This is a genomic window from Streptomyces sp. CA-249302 (genome assembly GCF_050936785.1).
Classification (GTDB): domain Bacteria; phylum Actinomycetota; class Actinomycetes; order Streptomycetales; family Streptomycetaceae; genus Streptomyces.
Map to the genome: position 1 here is coordinate 3,623,431 of NZ_JBNJMG010000001.1, position 16,132 is coordinate 3,639,562.

Consider the following 16,132-nt stretch of genomic DNA (forward strand, 5'->3'; position numbering starts at 1 on the left):
CGCATAACACCACACAACAGGGAGACTTGATGACCTTCCCCGCCCGGCTCACCGGTGTCGTACCACCCGTCTGCACGCCCCTGACACCGGACCGCGAGGTGGACGTCCCCTCCCTGCTCAGGCTCGTCGACCACCTGGTGGCGGGCGGGGTGCACGCGCTGTTCGTGCTCGGCTCCTCGTCGGAGGCGGCCTATCTGCGGGACGGTCAGCGCAGGGCGGTCGTCGAGTCGGTGGTCGGACATGTGGGCGGACAACTGCCAGTCCTCGCCGGGGCGATCGACATGACGACCCCGCGGGTCCTGGACCACGTCGAGTCCGTGACGGCGGCGGGCGCGGACGCCGTTGTCGTCACCGCGCCCTTCTACACGCGCACGCACCCCGCCGAGATCGCCTGCCACTTCCGGCTGATCGCCGCCGCCTCCCCGGTCCCCGTCATCGCCTACGACATCCCGGTCGCCGTGCACACGAAACTCCCCGCCGACCTGGTGCTGGAGCTGGCGGCCGACGGAACGCTCGCCGGGCTCAAGGACTCCAGTGGGGACCTGGCCGGGTTCCGGGAGGTCGTCACGGGTGCCCGTGGGCTGTCCCGGTTCAGTGTGCTGACGGGGTCGGAGCTGGTCGTGGACTCCGCGCTCGCGCTCGGCGCGGACGGGGCGGTGCCCGGTCTCGCCAACGTCGACCCGCACGGGTACGTCCGCCTCGACCGGCTGTGCCGGGGCGGGGACTGGGAGCGGGCGCGGGCCGAACAGGAGCGGCTGTGCGGGCTGTTCGGGCTCGTGGGCGTGGGGAATCCGGCGCGGATGGGCGGCAGCTCGTCGGCGCTGGGCGCGTTCAAGGCGGCGCTGCATCTGCGCGGGGTCATCGACTGTCCGGCGACGGCGGAGCCCCAGGTGCCGCTGTCGCCGGAGGAGGTGGAGCGGGTCGGCAAGTTCCTCGCGGCGGCGGGACTTCTCTAGAACGCGTTCGCGTTCAGGCGCCGGAACTCGATCGTGTCGTACGGGCCCGACGCCCCCGTCTCGTACAGGATCCCGACCGTGTTCCACCCCACCTGCACCAAGTCCGAGTAGGCCGCCCGCTGCTGACTAAGCGTCAGGACCTTGGTGAAAGTGGCCCCCTCGTCCGCGCTGCTCCAGATCGCCATCGACTGGCGGACCGTCGGCACGGACGGGCCGGAGAAGAGCAACGGGGCGTCCGGGGCACGGAGTCGGAGGACGCTGCCCTCCACCACCGGGACGTCGTTCAGGGTGGGCTGGATGGCGTAGGGGCGGTCGAGGGACTCGGCTCCGTCGCTGGAGTAGGCGTCGAGGCGGTTGCCGGCGCTGGTGCCGCTCTGGTCGCGGGAGCTGAAGTAGAGGCGGCCGTCGGGGAGTTCGGCGGCCGTCGACTCGTTGGGGTTGGCGTACCCGTCGTGGGCGCCGTCGACGAAGCCGATGTGCCAGGTGCCGCCGCCGTCGTCGCTGTAGATGGCGTGGGCGCCGTAGTACCTGGCCTCCTGGCCGGTGTCGGTGGAGCCGGCCGGCGGGGCGACGGAGTGGTTGGCGGGGACGACCAGGCGGCCGGCATGCGGGCCGTGGGTGAGCGCGACCGCATGGCCCGGTCCCGTGGCGTACCAGCGCCAGTTCGCCGGCTTCACCTCGGCCGTGATGTCCCGCGGCGCCGAGAAGCTCAGCCCGTCGTTCCGGCTCTCCTGCACGAACACCCGGCGGCTCTGCTCCGGGGTGACCTCGCCGCGCATGATCTGACCCTCGGTCACGGCCCCGCTGTTGTAGGAGGTGACGAGCACGATCGCGCCGGTGCGCGGGTCGACGACCGGCGCCGGGTTGCCCCGGGTGTTCCCGTTCCCGGCGGCGACCACCTCCATCGGGCCCCAGGTGCAGCCGCCGTCGCGGGAGCGCCGGAGGACGACGTCGATGTGGCCGGAGTCGGCGGCGCTGCCCAGCCGCCCCTCGGCGAAGGCGAGGACGGTGCCGCGCCGGGTGGTGACGGTCGCCGGGATGCGGTAGGTGTCGTAGCCGCCCTCCCCCGAGACGTACGGCACGGAGGACGTGCAGCCGGTGTCGGCGGTGGCGTGCGCTGTCCAGGTGAGGGGTGCGAGGGCGGTGAGAGTGACGAGGAGTGTGCGGCTCAGGATGGTCACGTTCCCATGGTTCCCGGAGACACCAGTCCCGACTCGTAGGCCACGATGACCAACTGCGCCCGGTCGCGCGCCCCCAGCTTCCCCATGATCCGGCTCACGTGGGTCTTCGCGGTCAGCGGACTCAGCCCCAACGCGCCGCCGATCTCCGCGTTGTTGAACCCTCGCGCCAGCAGGGTCAGCACCTCGCGCTCGCGGTCGGAGAGGCACTCCGGCCCGCCCGCCGTGGGCGCCGACGGAGTGCGCAGGAACCGCTCGATCAGCCGCGCCGTCGGTCCCGGCGAGAGCAGCGACTCGCCCGCCGCCACCGTGCGGATCGCGTCGAGGAGTTCGGCCGGACGGGTGTCCTTGACCAGGAATCCGGAGGCGCCCGCGCGCAGCGCCTCGACGATGTTCTCGTCGGTGTCGTAGGTGGTGAGGACGAGCACCTTGACGCCGGAGAGGGTCTCGTCGGCGGCGATCAGCCGGGTCGCCTCGATGCCGTCGAGGTCCGGCATCCGGATGTCCATCACCACCAGGTCGGGCCGCTCGCCGCGGGTCAGCTCGACCGCCTCCCGGCCGGTGCCCGCCTGTCCGACGACCGCCATGTCCCGCGCGGACTCGACGAGCATGGCGAACGCGGCCCGGACCAGGGTCTGGTCGTCGGCGAGCAGTACGCGGATGGTCATCCTGTCCCTTCCCCCATTGCGGTCGGCTCCCCTGTGGCGTTCAGCGGCAGTACGGCGGTCACCTCGAAGCCGCCCGCCGCCCGTGGCCCGGCGTCGAGTGTGCCACCCACGCTGCGGGCCCTCTCCCGCATGCCGACCAGCCCGAAACCGGGGGTGCCACCGGGGGCCGGGCCGTTGCCGTCGTCGGTGACGGACAGGAGCAGGGCGCCCTGCTCCTCGTACAACTCGACCCGTACGGCGGGTTCGGGGCCCGCGTGCCGTACCGCGTTGGTCAGCGCCTCCTGGACGATGCGGTAGGCGGCGGCGCCGACGGCGGGCGGGGCCTGCTGCACGCTTACCGACTGCGCCACGCGCGCGCCGGCGAGGCGGGCCGCCTCCGCGAGGTCGGGCAGGCCGTCGAGGCCGGGGAGGGGGCCGCGGCCGTCGGCGGAGTCGTTCTCGCGGAGCACCTCCAGGGTGGTGCGCAGCTCGCCGCGCGCGGCCCGGCAGGTCTCCGCGATGTCGTCCAGCGACTTGGCGACCGTCTCCCGGTCGAGGCGCTCGGGGTCGGCGGCCAGGACATGGGCGGCGACCGAGGTCTGGACGCCGATGAGGGTGATGGTGTGGGCGAGCAGGTCGTGCAGGTCGCGGGCGATGCGCAGGCGCTCCTCGGCGACCCGGCGGCGGGCCTCCTCCTCCCGGGTGCGTTCGGCGCGCTCGGCGCGCTCGACGATGGCGGCGACGTACTGGCGGTAGTAGCGGACGTCGACGCCGAAGAAGAGGGTGGCGATCACCCAGCCGGAGACGCGCAGGAGCGAGAGTGCCTGGTGGGGGTCGATCGCGGTCATGGCGGTCACGATGATGCCGAGGACGACGACGGCGGTGGCGATGGTCCGCAGCGGGCGGCCGGTGACGGCGACCGTGTACAGCGCGACGCAGCTGGCGGGGACGACCGCGCCGTGGTTGTTGTCCAGAAGGTGGTACGGGGCGACCAGCACCACCATCACGGCCATCACCGGCAGCGGATGGCGGCGGCGCCAGACGATCGGCACGTACGCGGCGAGCAGCAGCGCCCAGCCGAGCGCGTCCGGGCGGCGGCTCTGGTCGGTGGTCAGCGCCAGGCACACGCCCGCCGCGGCCAGCACCACGGCGAGGATCGCGTCGTTGCGGGTGCCGTGCGGGGCGGTGCGCGGATCACGGTTGATCACCGCCATGATCCGCTCACCGCGCCGGGACCACGGCGTCGTCGTCTTCTGCTGCACGGGGTTCATCTTCCGTCAGGCGGGCACTCCTCCGGCAGGGCGGAGCGCCCGGCCGGTCATACGGGTTCCGGCTGCCGTTCGTCGGCGACCGGTTCGGGCGCCCTGGACAGCCGCCCCGGCCACCACACACGCCGCTCCAGCAGGACACTCGCGGTCGTGACCAGGTAGGTCCGCACGAGGAAGGTGTCGAGGAGCACGCCGACCGCGATCACGAAGCCGAGCTGGACCAGCCCCACCAGCGGGAGTGTGGTGAGTACGGCGAAGGTGGCGGCCAGCACGACACCGGCGGAGGCGATGACCCCGCCCGTGGTGCGCAGGGCGGTGAGCGCCGCGGCGCGCGGCTCGGCGCCGGCGAGGGACTCCTCCCGCATGCGGTGCATGAGGAAGATGCCGTAGTCGACGCCGAGGGCGACGAGGAAGACGAAGGACAGCAGCCCAAGGCCCGAGTCCGTGCCGTCGAAGCCGAGCACCGGGCCGAAGACCAGCCCGCCGATCCCGAGCGCCGCGCCCCACACCGCGACCACGGCGACCAGCAGCATCAGCGGCGCGACCAGGCTGCGCAGCAGTCCTACGAGGATCACGAACACGGCGGCGAGCACCAGCGGCACGACGACCTCGCGGTCCCGGGCCTGGCTGTCGGCCAGGTCGAGCTGCTGGGCGCTGGGGCCGCCGACATAGGTGCCGTAGGTGTCGTCGAGCCCGGCGCGCAGGGCCTCGATGGTGCGGGTCTCCCCCTTCGACTCCGGGGCGGCGGTGGCGTACACGGAGATCTCGGTCCAGCCGGAGCCGCTGCGCCCGGTGGTCGCCTGCGCGACACCGGCGGTCGTGCGGGCCTTGGCGAGGACGGCGTCGGCCTTGGCCGCCGGGGCGATGACGGTGATGGGCTGGCTGCCGCGTTCGGGGTAGGCGCGGGCGAGGGTCCGGCTCGCGGAGATCGACTCGGGCCGCTGGGTGAAGGAGTCCTCCTGCTTGAGTCCGCCGGGGAGGTTGAGCGCGCCGAGCGCCAGCGCGCTCAGGAGCACCGCCCCGCCGGCCAGCACGACGACCGGCCGGCGCGTGGCGGACGTACCCATCGCGGCGAAGAGCGACCGCCGCACCTTCGGCTCGCTCCCGAAGGCCGGGATCAGCGGCCAGAAGACCCGTCGCCCGAGCAGCACCAGGAGCGCCGGAAGCAGGGTCGTCATCGCGACCAGCGCCGCCAGTACGCCCACCATCCCGACCGGGCCCATTCCGCGGCTGCTGTTGAGGTCGGCGGCCAGCAGGCACAGCAGTCCGGCCGCCACGGTCCCGGAGGAGGCGAGGATCGCCGGGCCGCAGCCCTTGAGCGCGGCGCGCATGGCCTCGTACGGGCGCTCGTGGCGCCGTAGCTCCTCGCGGTAGCGGGAGATGAGGAGCAGCGCGTAGTCGGTGCCCGCGCCGAGGACGAGGACCGTCATCACGCCGCCGCTCTGGCCGGTGACGGTGACGCCGAAGGCCTCGTGGAGGCCGTATCCGGCGGCCATCGCCATGCCCGCGGCGGCCCCGGCCGTGGCGAGCGGGACCAGCCACAGGAAGGGGCTGCGGTAGATCAGGATCAGCAGGGCGGTGACGACGCCGAGGGTGGCGTAGAGCAGGGTGCCGTCGATGGAGCCGAACACCTTGCTCATGTCGGTCTGGAGGCCGCCGGGCCCGCCGACCTCGACACTGAGCCCCGCGCCGCCGTCCGCGATGTCCCGCACGCCGTCGACGAAGGCGTCGCGGGCCTTGTCGTCCTGACCGGGCTGCGTGCTGGAGACGGGGTACATGAGGGTGCTGCCGTCCCGGGAGGGAACCGCGCGCGGCTTCCCGGTGAGCCGGTACGCCGTCCCGATGCCGGCGACCTGCTCGGCGGCCTTGCTCCTGTCCGCGGCCGTGAGCCCGCCGTCGCGGTGGTAGACGAGGACCAGGTCGGTGGCCTCACCGCCGGGCAACCGGTCCTGTATACGGGCCACTTGGGTGGAGTCGGCGCTGTCGGGGAGGTAGTCGACGGAGCGGTTCTGCTGGATGTCGGCGAACTTCCCGGCCAGCGGCCCGGCGAGCACGAGCGCGGCCAGCCACAGCCCGAGCACCGCCCAGGGCACGGCTCGCCGCCGCCGTACGGATGTCCTTGCGGCCCCCATGGACGGGCCTCCCTCCGGTCGGATGTCTGGATCGGTTCCAGACTCCCGGCGGGAGGGGGCGGGATCGTCGGGCTTGGGGGCGAGTCGGGGGCTACTGCCGGGGGTGGCCTGCGTGCCGGACTACTCCCGCGGGAGTACCGGGGAGGTGTACGGCCGCTCGGTCACGACGACGGTGTACGCGCCGCCTCCAGCAGCCGTTTCACGTCGTCCGTGCAGATGGTGAGGGCCGCGCCGACCGTCGCCAGCGCGTCGCGTTCGGCCGGGGTGTACGGGCCGTCCGCCAGGGCGATGCGGGCGCCCTGGAGCAGGATCGACTCGCGGCCCACGGGAGCGAGGTGCGGGGCGAGCGGGTCGAGGGCCTCGTGCAGCTCGATGGCGAGACCCGCGCCGCAGGACTCGCCGTACACGCGGCCCGCGTCGGCGGCCAGCGCCTCGACGAGGGCGGCCAGCTGCTCCTCCGTGCAGTCGTCGAAGCCGGCCGAGCGCACGGTGGCCGCGGCGGCCTCCAGGGCCGTGCGCGAACAGGTGCCGCCCGCCGCGAGGACCGCCAGGGCGACGGTGTGCACGGCGTCGCGGAGCATCGCCGAGAAGCGGGTGGTGGTCGGGTGGTCGAGGGCGTCGGTGCCGAAGTGGCGGCGGCAGGCGGCGCATTCGACGACCGGCCCGGTCTCGCCGCGCGGCAGCACCGGGACGCCGAGCAGAGTGAAGCGGCGACGGCCGGTCAGGCGCTGGTAGTTGCGGTCGCCCCCGCATCCCGGGCAGAAGAACTCGCCGTCTCCGACGGGTGTCCACGCGGTGCGGGTGCCCAGAAGGCGCGCAGGCCTGGCCGCTCGGCCGTTTCGTCCCCGTACTGGCAGCACGTCGCACCTCCGTAACCGCGCGGCAACATCGTCGCGCTGGCGTGATGTTAGCCACATGGAGAGGGCCTAGTCAGCACCCTGGACGAGACCTTTCCGTGACCTCCACGGACGGATGGCCGAAAAGGAACGGGGCCCTGATCGCCGTATACGAAGATCAGGACCCCGAAACCGCCGGTCAGAGGGGTTAGCGGGCGGCCCGGTTGACGGCCGAGACGACCGCCTTCAGCGACGCACGCGTCGTGTTCGCGTCGATGCCGATTCCCCACAGAACCTTGTCGTCGATCGCGCATTCGATGTAGGAGGCGGCCTGCGCGGAGGCACCCTCGCTCATCGTGTGCTCCTGGTAGTCCAGGAGGCGGGCGTCGATGCCGACCTTCGCCAGGGCGTCGAAGAAGGCGGAGATCGGGCCGTTGCCCGAGCCGGTCAGGACGGTGTCCTCGCCGTCGACGACCGCCTCGACGCGGAGGGTGTCCACGCCGTCGGTGTCGGTGGTCGACTGGCCGTTGCGGACCTGGATACGGCCCCACGGGTTCTCGGGGTTCGGCAGGTACTCGTCCTGGAAGACCGCCCAGATGTCGCCGCCGGTGACCTCGCCGCCCTCGGCGTCCGTCTTGGCCTGGATCAGCCTGGAGAACTCGATCTGCATCCGGCGGGGCAGGTCCAGCTTGTGGTCGTTCTTCAGGACGTACGCGATGCCACCCTTGCCGGACTGCGAGTTGACGCGGATGACGGCCTCGTAGGAGCGGCCGACGTCCTTCGGGTCGATCGGCAGGTACGGGACCGCCCACTCGATGTCGTCGACGGTGACGCCCTTGGCGGCCGCGTCGGCCTCCATCGCGTCGAAGCCCTTCTTGATGGCGTCCTGGTGGGAGCCGGAGAAGGACGTGTAGACCAGGTCGCCCACGTACGGGTGGCGCGGGTGGACCTCCATCTGGTTGCAGTACTCCCACGTACGACGGATCTCGTCGATGTCGGAGAAGTCGATCTGCGGGTCGACGCCCTGGGAGAACAGGTTCATGCCCAGGGTGACCAGGTCGACGTTGCCGGTGCGCTCGCCCTGGCCGAACAGGCAGCCCTCGACGCGGTCGGCGCCGGCCATCAGCGCCAGCTCGGCGGCGGCGACGGCGGTGCCGCGGTCGTTGTGCGGGTGGATGGAGAGGACGACGTGCTCGCGGCGGGTCAGGTTGCGGCCCATCCACTCGAAGCGGTCGGCGTGCGTGGAGGGGGTCGAACGCTCGACGGTGGCGGGCAGGTTGAGGATGATCTCGCGGCCCGGGCCGGGCTGCCAGACGTCCATGACCGCCTCGCAGACCTCCAGCGCGAAGTCCAGCTCGGTGTCGGTGAAGATCTCCGGGCTGTACTGGTAGCCGAACTCGGTCTCGGGGCCCAGCAGCTTCTCGGCGTACTCGATGACCAGGCGCGTGCCGTCGACGGCGATCTGCTTGATGTCGTCCTTGGAGCCGCGGAAGACGACCCGGCGGAAGACGGGGGCCGTGGCGTTGTAGAGGTGCAGCGTGGCGCGCTTGGCGCCCTTCAGCGACTCGACGGTCCGCTCGATCAGGTCCTCGCGGGCCTGGGTCAGTACGGAGATGGTGACGTCGTCGGGGATCGCGCCCGGCTCCTCGATGATGGAGCGTACGAAGTCGAAGTCCGTCTGGCCGGAGGCCGGGAAGCCGACCTCGATCTCCTTGTAGCCCATCTTGACCAGCTGGTCGAACATCCGGCGCTTGCGCTCGGGCGACATCGGGTCGATCAGGGCCTGGTTGCCGTCACGCAGGTCGGTGGAGAGCCAGCGGGGGGCGGAGGTGATCCGCTGCTCGGGCCAGGTGCGGTCGGCGATGTCGACCTGCTCGTACCGGCCGTACTTGTGGATCGGCATAGTGCTGGGCTGCTGGCGGTTCGCCATGTTTGCGGGGCTCCTCAGGATGTCCGGCAGGACGGCCGACGACGCAACGCGAAGCTCCGCGGGGAGGGAGTCGACCTGGACTACAGGCCCTCGCCGCGGCAGCTAAGAAGAAGCAGCCCGAAACGCATGATGCGAAGCATGCTAGCCGAGCCGGTCCGGGTGCGGGGCGCCGTATCAGTATGCGGGACCCGAGGGACGAACGGGACAAAAAGTGCGCCATACCACTTCGTCACGGAGCGTGCGCCCCGCTGTCCCGATATTTCACCAATCATGGTCGCTACTAGTGACACCTGAATAACTCAGTGCAAGGGTTCCCGGCATGACGAAGACCAACGGGGGCTTCGAGCCCGTCTTCTGCACCGTCGTGCCGCCTCACGTCCTCGACAAGCTCGCACAGAACGAGGACCCCGCGCTGGCGAATCCCGCCCGCAAGACCCTGGAGCGCGACGCCTTCGAGCGCACCCATCGCCGCCTGACCACGGTGATCGGCGCCCCGAGCGTGGCCGCGCCGCCCGGCGCCGCCGAAGGCAAGCCGCACCGCACGATCTACGACGCCCGCCACCACACCGACCTCCCCGGCAAGAAGGTCCGCGCCGAGGGTTCGGACCCGGGCAAGGACGCCACCGTCAACCGCGCCTACGCGGGCCTCGGCGCCACCTTCGAGCTCTACCTGAAGGCCTACGAGCGCTACTCGATCGACGGCAACGGCCTCCCGCTCGACGCGACCGTGCACTACGACAACGACTACAACAACGCCTTCTGGAACGGCGAGCAGATGGTGTTCGGCGACGGCGACGGCGAGATCTTCCTCGACTTCACCATCCCGATCGACGTCATCGGCCACGAACTCACCCACGGCGTCACGCAGTACACGGCGAACCTGACGTACTTCGGCCAGCCGGGCGCCCTCAACGAGTCCCTGTCGGACGTCTTCGGCTCGCTGATCAAGCAGTACACGCTGGGCCAGACCGCCGCCGAGGCCGACTGGCTGATCGGCGCCGGCCTGCTCGCCCCGCGCGTCACCGGCAAGGCGCTGCGCTCCATGAAGGAACCGGGCACGGCGTACGACGACGACGTCCTCGGCAAGGACCCGCAGCCCGCGACCATGGACGACTTCGTCCGCACCGGCCGCGACAACGGCGGCGTGCACATCAACTCCGGCATCCCCAACCACGCCTTCTACCTGGTCGCCACGGCGCTCGGCGGCAACGCCTGGGAGAAGGCCGGGCAGGTCTGGTACGACGTCCTGACCGGCGGCGAGCTCAAGAAGGACGCCCTGTTCGCGGACTTCGCGAAGCTCACGGTCGCGGCGGCCAAGGCCCGCTACAACGACGGCGAGGAGTTGCAGGCGGTCCTGAAGGCCTGGGAGCAGGTCGGCGTGCGTACCGCGTGAATCCGTACTAGACACGGACCCATGCGTATTCGAGTGAGGCGCACGGGTGGGTTCGCGGGCATCGAGCGCAGCGCCGAGGTGGACACCTCGGGGCGGCCCGACGCGAGCGAGTGGCAGGCCCTGGCCGAGCGGGCGGTCGCCGGCGGCCGGGGCGGTCCCTCCGTCGGGGTGCCCGACGGGTTCAACTACGAGATCACGGTGGACGGAAGGACGGTCTACGCGGCCGATCCCCGGCTCACCGAGGAGCAGCGGAAGCTGATCACGAGGGTGCTGAAGGAAGGCGCGTAGGGCCCGTAACAGGTCGTTCACGCACAGGCGTTGACTTCCTTACCGACGGGTAAGGATGATCCGCGCATGACGAACCCGATTCCCCAGTTCCCGGCCGGCTTCCTGTGGGGCGTCTCCACCTCGGCCCACCAGATCGAGGGCGCGGCGGACGAGCGCGAGCAGTCCGTCTGGGATGCCTTCACGGCCGAGCCGGGCCGGGTCAAGGACGGCTCGACGGCGGCGGTGGCCTGCGACCACTTCCACCGCTACCGCGAGGACGTCGCCCTCCTGGCCGGCCTGGGCGTGGACGTGTACCGCTTCTCGATCTCCTGGCCGAGGGTGAACTCCCCCAAGGGCCTCGACTTCTACGACCGCCTCGTGGACGAGCTGCTCACGGCGGGGGTACGGCCGGTCCCGACCCTCTTCCACTGGGACCTGCCGGTCACGCTGGACTGGCTGGACCGGGACACCGCCGCCCGGTTCGCGGAGTACGTGTCGGTCGTCGCCGAGCGCCTGGGCGACCGGGTGAAGAAGTGGATCACCCTCAACGAGCCCGCGGAACACACCCTGTTGGGACACGCGCTCGGCGCCCACGCCCCCGGGAAGCAACTCCTGTTCGACGCGCTGCCGGTGGCCCACCACCAGCTCCTCGCGCACGGTCTGGCGGTACGGGCGCTGCGCGCGGCCGGCGCGAACGACATCGGGATCGCCAACTCGCACGGCCCGACCTGGCCGGCGTCCGAGGAGCCGGCGGACCTGGAGGCGGCGGGCTTCTACGACCTGCTGCTGAACCGCCTGTTCGCCGACCCGCTGCTGCTCGGCCAGTACCCGGACGGTCTCGGCGAGTTGATGCCGGGGGACGTCGAGGCGGACCTCAAGGTCATCTCCGAGCCGATCGACTGGTACGGCGTCAACTACTACGCGCCGACCCGGGTGGGCGCCCCGCAGGGCGAGGACATCGAGTTCGGCGGCCTCACCATCCCGGCCGAACTTCCCTTCTCGGTACGGCAGATCGAGGGCGTCCCGGTCACCGACTTCGGCTGGCCGGTGGTCCCGGCGGGCCTGACCGAGCTGCTCACCGGCTTCCGCGAGCGCTACGGCGACCGGCTCCCGCCCGTCGTCATCACCGAGAACGGCTGCTCTTACGAGGGGCTCGACGACCAGGACCGCATCGCCTACCTGGACGGCCACCTGCGCGCCCTGCACGACGCGGTGGCGGCGGGCGTGGACGTGCGCGGGTACTTCGTGTGGTCGCTGCTGGACAACTTCGAGTGGGCGGAGGGGTACGAGCGGCGGTTCGGTCTCGTGCACGTCGACTACGAGACGCAGAAGCGGACGCCGAAGGCCTCGTACGACTGGTTCCGGGAGCTGTTGCGGGCACAGAGGTGACCGCAGCCCCGCCGGGCGCCCTGGCCGAGCCGGTCGAGCGGGTCGGCCGCGGCTGGACGGCGTCCCTGTCGCTCGCCAACGTGGCGATCTGGGTGGGCTGGTACGGCCCGCTGCAGATCCTGCTGGCCCGGCAGGCCGAGGACTTCGCGCCCGGCACCGGCATGTCGAAGGAGACGCTGCTGGCCTGGGTGACCGGCGTGGGCGCGGTGGTGTCGCTGGCGGCGAACCCGTTCTTCGGGGCGCTGTCGGACCGCACCACGGCCCGCTGGGGCCGCCGTTCGCCGTGGATCGTGGCCGGGGCGGCGGGCGGTGCGCTGTCGCTGCTGGTGCTCGCCGGGGCGGGCGGGCTGTGGCTGATGACGCTCGGCTGGTGCCTGGTCCAACTGACCCTGAACGCGGCGTTCGCGGCGGTCACGGCCGCCGTCCCGGACCGGGTACCCCGGCTCCAACGGGGCGTGGTGGGCGGCTGGTTGGGGGCGGCGCAGATCCTCGGGGCGGTCGCCGGGACGGGCCTGGCGACGGTCGCCGGCGGGATCTCGGCGGGCTATGTGGCCTGCGCGGTGTTCGCGCTGGCGGGTGTGCTGCCGTACGTGCTCCGGCACCCGGACCTCCGGCTGGCGGCCACGGACCGGCCGGCCTGGTCCTGGCGTTCGTTCGCACGCGGCTTCTGGCTGAGCCCGCGCCGCTACCCGGACTTCGGCTGGGCCTGGCTGACCCGCTTCCTGATCAACCTCAGCAACGCGCTGGTGCTGCTGTACCTGCTGTACTACCTGCGCGACCGGCTGCACTACTCCGACCCGGAGCAGGGCGTGCTGATCCTGACCGCGGTGGACAGCGTGGCGCTGCTGGCCACGGTCGTGGTGGGCGGCATCTGGTCGGACCGGGTGGGGCGCCGGAAACCGTTCGTGAAGTGGTCCGGGGCGCTGATGGCGGCGGCCACGGCGTTGCTGGCCGCGTGGCAGACCTGGCCGGGCGCGATCGTGGTGGCGGCGCTGCTGGGCGTGGCCCTGGGGGTGTTCATGTCGGTCGACTTCGCCCTGATGACGGACGTACTCCCGAAGGCGGCGGACCGCGGCAAGGACCTGGGCGTCATCAACGTCGCCAACGCCCTCCCCCAGGTGGCGGCCCCCGCCCTCGCCGCCCCGCTCGTGACGTATCTCGGCGGCTACCGGGTGCTGTACGCGGTGGCGGCGGTGATCGGGGTGGCGGGGGTGGTGTTCGTGGACCGTATAAGGGGCGTCGACTAGAGCGCCCCGGCGTCCCTGGCCGCATAGACCGACGGATAGATCGGCCGATACCCCAGCTCCCGCCGAATCCGCTCCGTGGACATGATCACCAGCCACGGGTCGGGGTCGGTGCGGTCCTGCACCTCCGGCGGGACCTCCGCGCCGTTCAACTGGTGCAGCTCCACCGCCGTGACGGGCGTGTCGTCGGCGATGTTGTAGATCCGGCCCGCTATACCCGGCGCGTGCAGGATCCGCAGCAACCCCTGGGCCACATCCGCATGGTGCCCCATGTGCAGCCGCTGCGTCGCCGCCCAGTTCCCCGCCCACATCAGCGTCTGCGCGAGATGCGGATCCCCCTCCCCGTACACGAACGGCAGCCGGCCGACCCGAACGTCCAGGCCCTCCATCGCCAGCAGCTCCCGTTCCGCCTGCGCCTTCGACTCGGGATACGCACCCCACATCGCGCCGCCCGGCCGGCTCTCGTCCTCCTCCGTCACCGGCCGCCCCCGCCCGGTGCCGTACACCAGCCCGGTACTGACCTGCACGAACCGCGCAACCCCCGCGGCCTGCGCCGCACGGCCGAGCTCCACCGCCGCGTCCCGGTTGACGGACCGCGCCTCCTCGTCCGGCACGCCACGGAACGCCGCCGCGACGTTCACGACGGCATCCACGCCCGCCACCGCCTTGCCGAGCGCCTCCGTGTCCCGCAGATCGCCGACGACGACCTCCGCGCCCAGCTCCGCGAACCGCTCCCCACGGGCCGCGTCCCGCACCAGCACCCGTACCCTCTCCCCCGGCCGGGCCTGCGCCAGCAGCCTCGGCACGAAGCGCCGTCCGACCTGTCCCGTCACACCGGTCACCAAAGTCAGCATGTCCTGCTCCTCTCGTCACGGACCAGCCTTCAACGGGGATCCCGGTACCGGGAGAGACCTCCCGATCAGGGGATCGGCAGTCCCTGGATAAGCCGGCCGGCTTCCCGCACGCTGGAGAGGTGAACCGAGCCGAACTCGCCGACTTCCTGCGCCGCGGCCGCGCCCGCCTGGACCCGTCCGACGTGGGCCTCACGGCCGGCGCCCGCCGCCGTACGCCGGGTCTGCGCCGGGAGGAGGTGGCTCAGCTGGCCGGCATGTCGGTCGACTACTACACGCGGTTGGAGCAGTCCCGGGGCCCGCGCCCGTCCCGCCAGATGCTGACGGCGCTGGCGCGTGCGCTGCGTCTGACGGACGACGAGCGGGACCATCTGTTCCACCTGGCGGGCGAGGAGCCGCCGCGCCGGGGCGGCGCGTCCGGACACGTCGGCCCCGGGCTGCTGCTGGTCCTGGACCGGCTGTACGACACCCCGGCGCTGGTGACGAGCGACTGCGGCGAGATGCTCGCCCAGAACGCGATGTCCCGGGCGCTGTCGGGGGACGCCTTCGCCCGCCCGCCCCGCGAACGCAACATGCTCCGCCGCTTCTTCCTGGACCCGGCCTCCCGCGAGCTCTTCCCGCCGGAGGACGTGCCCGACCACGCGCGCGCCCATGTGGCCAACCTGCGGGCGGTGGCGGCGGCCCGCCCCGACGACCCGGAACCGGCCGGTCTTGTGGCCGAACTACGGGCGGGGAGTGCGGAGTTCGCGGCGCTCTGGGACGAGCACGAGGTCGCCGTACGCCGTCAGTCCACGAAGCGCTTCCGGCACCCGCTGGTCGGCCTCCTGGAACTGGACTGCGAGATCCTCGCCACCCAGGACGCCCACCACATGCTGGTCATCCACACGGCCCGCCCGGGCACGGAGTCCTACGAACGCCTCCAACTCCTGCGCGTCGTAGGCCTCCAGGACCTGACCCCGTCAGAACCCCAGTCGACGTAGCTGCTTGGGATCCCGCTGCCAGTCCTTGGCGACCTTCACGTGCAGGTCCAGGAACACGGGAGTTCCGAGCAACGCCTCGATCTGCTTACGCGACTTGATCCCGACCTTCTTCAGGCGCTCGCCCTTCGGGCCGATGATGATGCCCTTCTGGCTGGGGCGTTCGATGTAGAGGTTGGCGTGGATGTCCAGGAGGGGCTTGTCGGCGGGGCGGTCCTCGCGGGGGAGCATCTCCTCGACCACCACCGCGATGGAGTGCGGGAGCTCGTCGCGGACGCCCTCCAGGGCCGCCTCGCGGATCAGCTCGGCGATCATGACCTGCTCGGGCTCGTCGGTGAGGTCGCCCTCGGGATAGAGCGCGGGGCCCTCCGGGAGGAGCGGGACGAGCAGGTCGGCCAGCAGGCTCACCTGCTTGTCGCCGACCGCCGACACCGGCACGATCTCGGCCCACTCGAAGCCGAGCTCCTTGCCCAGCTGGTCGATGGCGATGAGCTGCTCGGCGAGGGCCTTGGAGTCGACGAGGTCCGTCTTGGTGACGACGGCGATCTTGGGGGTCTTGCGGATCCCCGCCAGTTCCTTGGCGATGAAACGGTCGCCGGGGCCGATCTTCTCGTTCGCGGGGAGGCAGAAACCGATCACGTCGACCTCGGCCCAGGTGGTGCGGACCACGTCGTTCAGCCGCTCCCCCAGCAGCGTCCGCGGCTTGTGCAGCCCGGGGGTGTCGACCAGGATCAGCTGGGCGTCCTCCCGGTGCACGATGCCCCGCACGGTGTGCCGCGTGGTCTGCGGCTGGTCCGCGGTGATCGCCACCTTCTGCCCGACCAGAGCGTTCGTGAGGGTGGACTTGCCCGCGTTGGGGCGGCCCACGAAGCAGGCGAAGCCGGCGCGGTGGGGTGCCTCCGGCGCGGCCGACGGCTCGGATGACTGACTGCGAACGCTCATGCGGCCCATTCTCCCTGATCCACAGAGCTCCGCCGCACCGTGAGGTTTCGGTAACCCGCAGGCAACGAAACGTCACGGAAACACGGTCGTACGCATCCGGAAACGCACGCCGGTGACCCTCT

Annotated in this window: 14 protein-coding genes; 6 read left to right on the forward strand and 8 right to left on the reverse strand. The window is 71.8% G+C overall.

Going from position 1 to position 16,132, the window contains the following annotated elements:
- Window positions 1–29: 29 nt before the first annotated feature.
- Entirely contained in the window at window positions 30–956 is a 927-nt protein-coding gene (locus ACQEWB_RS16265; protein ID WP_432831489.1) for a dihydrodipicolinate synthase family protein, read from the forward strand.
- Here the strand turns inward: ACQEWB_RS16265 and ACQEWB_RS16270 are convergent.
- The 6 genes from ACQEWB_RS16270 to leuA all read right to left on the reverse strand — a co-directional run bounded on the left by ACQEWB_RS16270 (window position 953) and on the right by leuA (window position 8,947).
- The gene (locus tag ACQEWB_RS16270) at window positions 953–2,137 is read right to left on the reverse strand and encodes a sialidase family protein (RefSeq protein ID WP_432831491.1); all 1,185 of its coding nucleotides are present in this window, start codon (window positions 2,135–2,137) and stop codon (window positions 953–955) included. The genes ACQEWB_RS16265 and ACQEWB_RS16270 overlap by 4 nt on opposite strands.
- Entirely contained in the window at window positions 2,134–2,802 is a 669-nt protein-coding gene (locus ACQEWB_RS16275) for a response regulator (RefSeq protein ID WP_432831493.1), read from the reverse strand. The genes ACQEWB_RS16270 and ACQEWB_RS16275 overlap by 4 nt, the downstream gene beginning before the upstream one ends.
- Window positions 2,799–4,052, reverse strand: a complete 1,254-nt coding sequence (locus tag ACQEWB_RS16280) for a sensor histidine kinase (protein WP_432831495.1) — start codon at window positions 4,050–4,052, stop codon at window positions 2,799–2,801. The genes ACQEWB_RS16275 and ACQEWB_RS16280 overlap by 4 nt, the downstream gene beginning before the upstream one ends.
- Before the next feature lie 47 nt (window positions 4,053–4,099).
- Window positions 4,100–6,181, reverse strand: a complete 2,082-nt coding sequence (locus tag ACQEWB_RS16285; RefSeq protein WP_432831497.1) for an MMPL family transporter — start codon at window positions 6,179–6,181, stop codon at window positions 4,100–4,102.
- Window positions 6,182–6,342: 161 nt separating this feature from the next.
- On the reverse strand, window positions 6,343–7,041 hold the full coding sequence (locus tag ACQEWB_RS16290; protein ID WP_432831499.1) for a TerB family tellurite resistance protein: 699 nt from the start codon (window positions 7,039–7,041) through the stop codon (window positions 6,343–6,345).
- Between the two features lie 184 nt (window positions 7,042–7,225).
- A complete protein-coding gene (gene leuA, locus ACQEWB_RS16295) occupies window positions 7,226–8,947 on the reverse strand; it encodes a 2-isopropylmalate synthase (RefSeq protein WP_432831501.1) in 1,722 nt (573 codons plus the stop codon).
- Between the two features lie 319 nt (window positions 8,948–9,266).
- On the opposite strand from leuA, the gene ACQEWB_RS16300 reads away from it, so the two are divergent.
- The 4 genes from ACQEWB_RS16300 to ACQEWB_RS16315 all read left to right on the forward strand — a co-directional run bounded on the left by ACQEWB_RS16300 (window position 9,267) and on the right by ACQEWB_RS16315 (window position 13,243).
- A complete protein-coding gene (locus tag ACQEWB_RS16300) occupies window positions 9,267–10,340 on the forward strand; it encodes a M4 family metallopeptidase (RefSeq protein WP_432831503.1) in 1,074 nt (357 codons plus the stop codon).
- A 21-nt stretch (window positions 10,341–10,361) separates the two neighbouring features.
- Complete coding sequence (locus ACQEWB_RS16305; RefSeq protein WP_432831505.1) at window positions 10,362–10,628, forward strand: protealysin inhibitor emfourin; 267 nt, start codon at window positions 10,362–10,364, stop codon at window positions 10,626–10,628.
- Between the two features lie 66 nt (window positions 10,629–10,694).
- Window positions 10,695–11,996 (forward strand): GH1 family beta-glucosidase, encoded by a 1,302-nt coding sequence (locus ACQEWB_RS16310; RefSeq protein WP_432831507.1) that lies wholly within the window; start codon window positions 10,695–10,697, stop codon window positions 11,994–11,996.
- On the forward strand, window positions 11,993–13,243 hold the full coding sequence (locus tag ACQEWB_RS16315) for an MFS transporter (RefSeq protein ID WP_432831509.1): 1,251 nt from the start codon (window positions 11,993–11,995) through the stop codon (window positions 13,241–13,243). Before ACQEWB_RS16310 ends, ACQEWB_RS16315 begins: the two co-directional genes overlap by 4 nt.
- Here the strand turns inward: ACQEWB_RS16315 and ACQEWB_RS16320 are convergent.
- Window positions 13,240–14,094, reverse strand: coding sequence for an NAD-dependent epimerase/dehydratase family protein (locus ACQEWB_RS16320; protein ID WP_432831511.1), 855 nt, complete (start codon window positions 14,092–14,094; stop codon window positions 13,240–13,242). The genes ACQEWB_RS16315 and ACQEWB_RS16320 overlap by 4 nt on opposite strands.
- A gap of 119 nt (window positions 14,095–14,213) precedes the next feature.
- Here ACQEWB_RS16320 and ACQEWB_RS16325 point away from each other — a divergent pair, with 119 nt between their 5' ends.
- Window positions 14,214–15,071, forward strand: a complete 858-nt coding sequence (locus tag ACQEWB_RS16325; RefSeq protein ID WP_432831513.1) for a helix-turn-helix transcriptional regulator — start codon at window positions 14,214–14,216, stop codon at window positions 15,069–15,071.
- On the opposite strand, the gene era is transcribed toward ACQEWB_RS16325, so the two are convergent.
- Complete coding sequence (gene era, locus ACQEWB_RS16330; RefSeq protein WP_432831515.1) at window positions 15,051–16,010, reverse strand: GTPase Era; 960 nt, start codon at window positions 16,008–16,010, stop codon at window positions 15,051–15,053. The two genes, ACQEWB_RS16325 and era, sit on opposite strands and share 21 nt — an antisense overlap.
- Window positions 16,011–16,132: the final 122 nt, after the last annotated feature.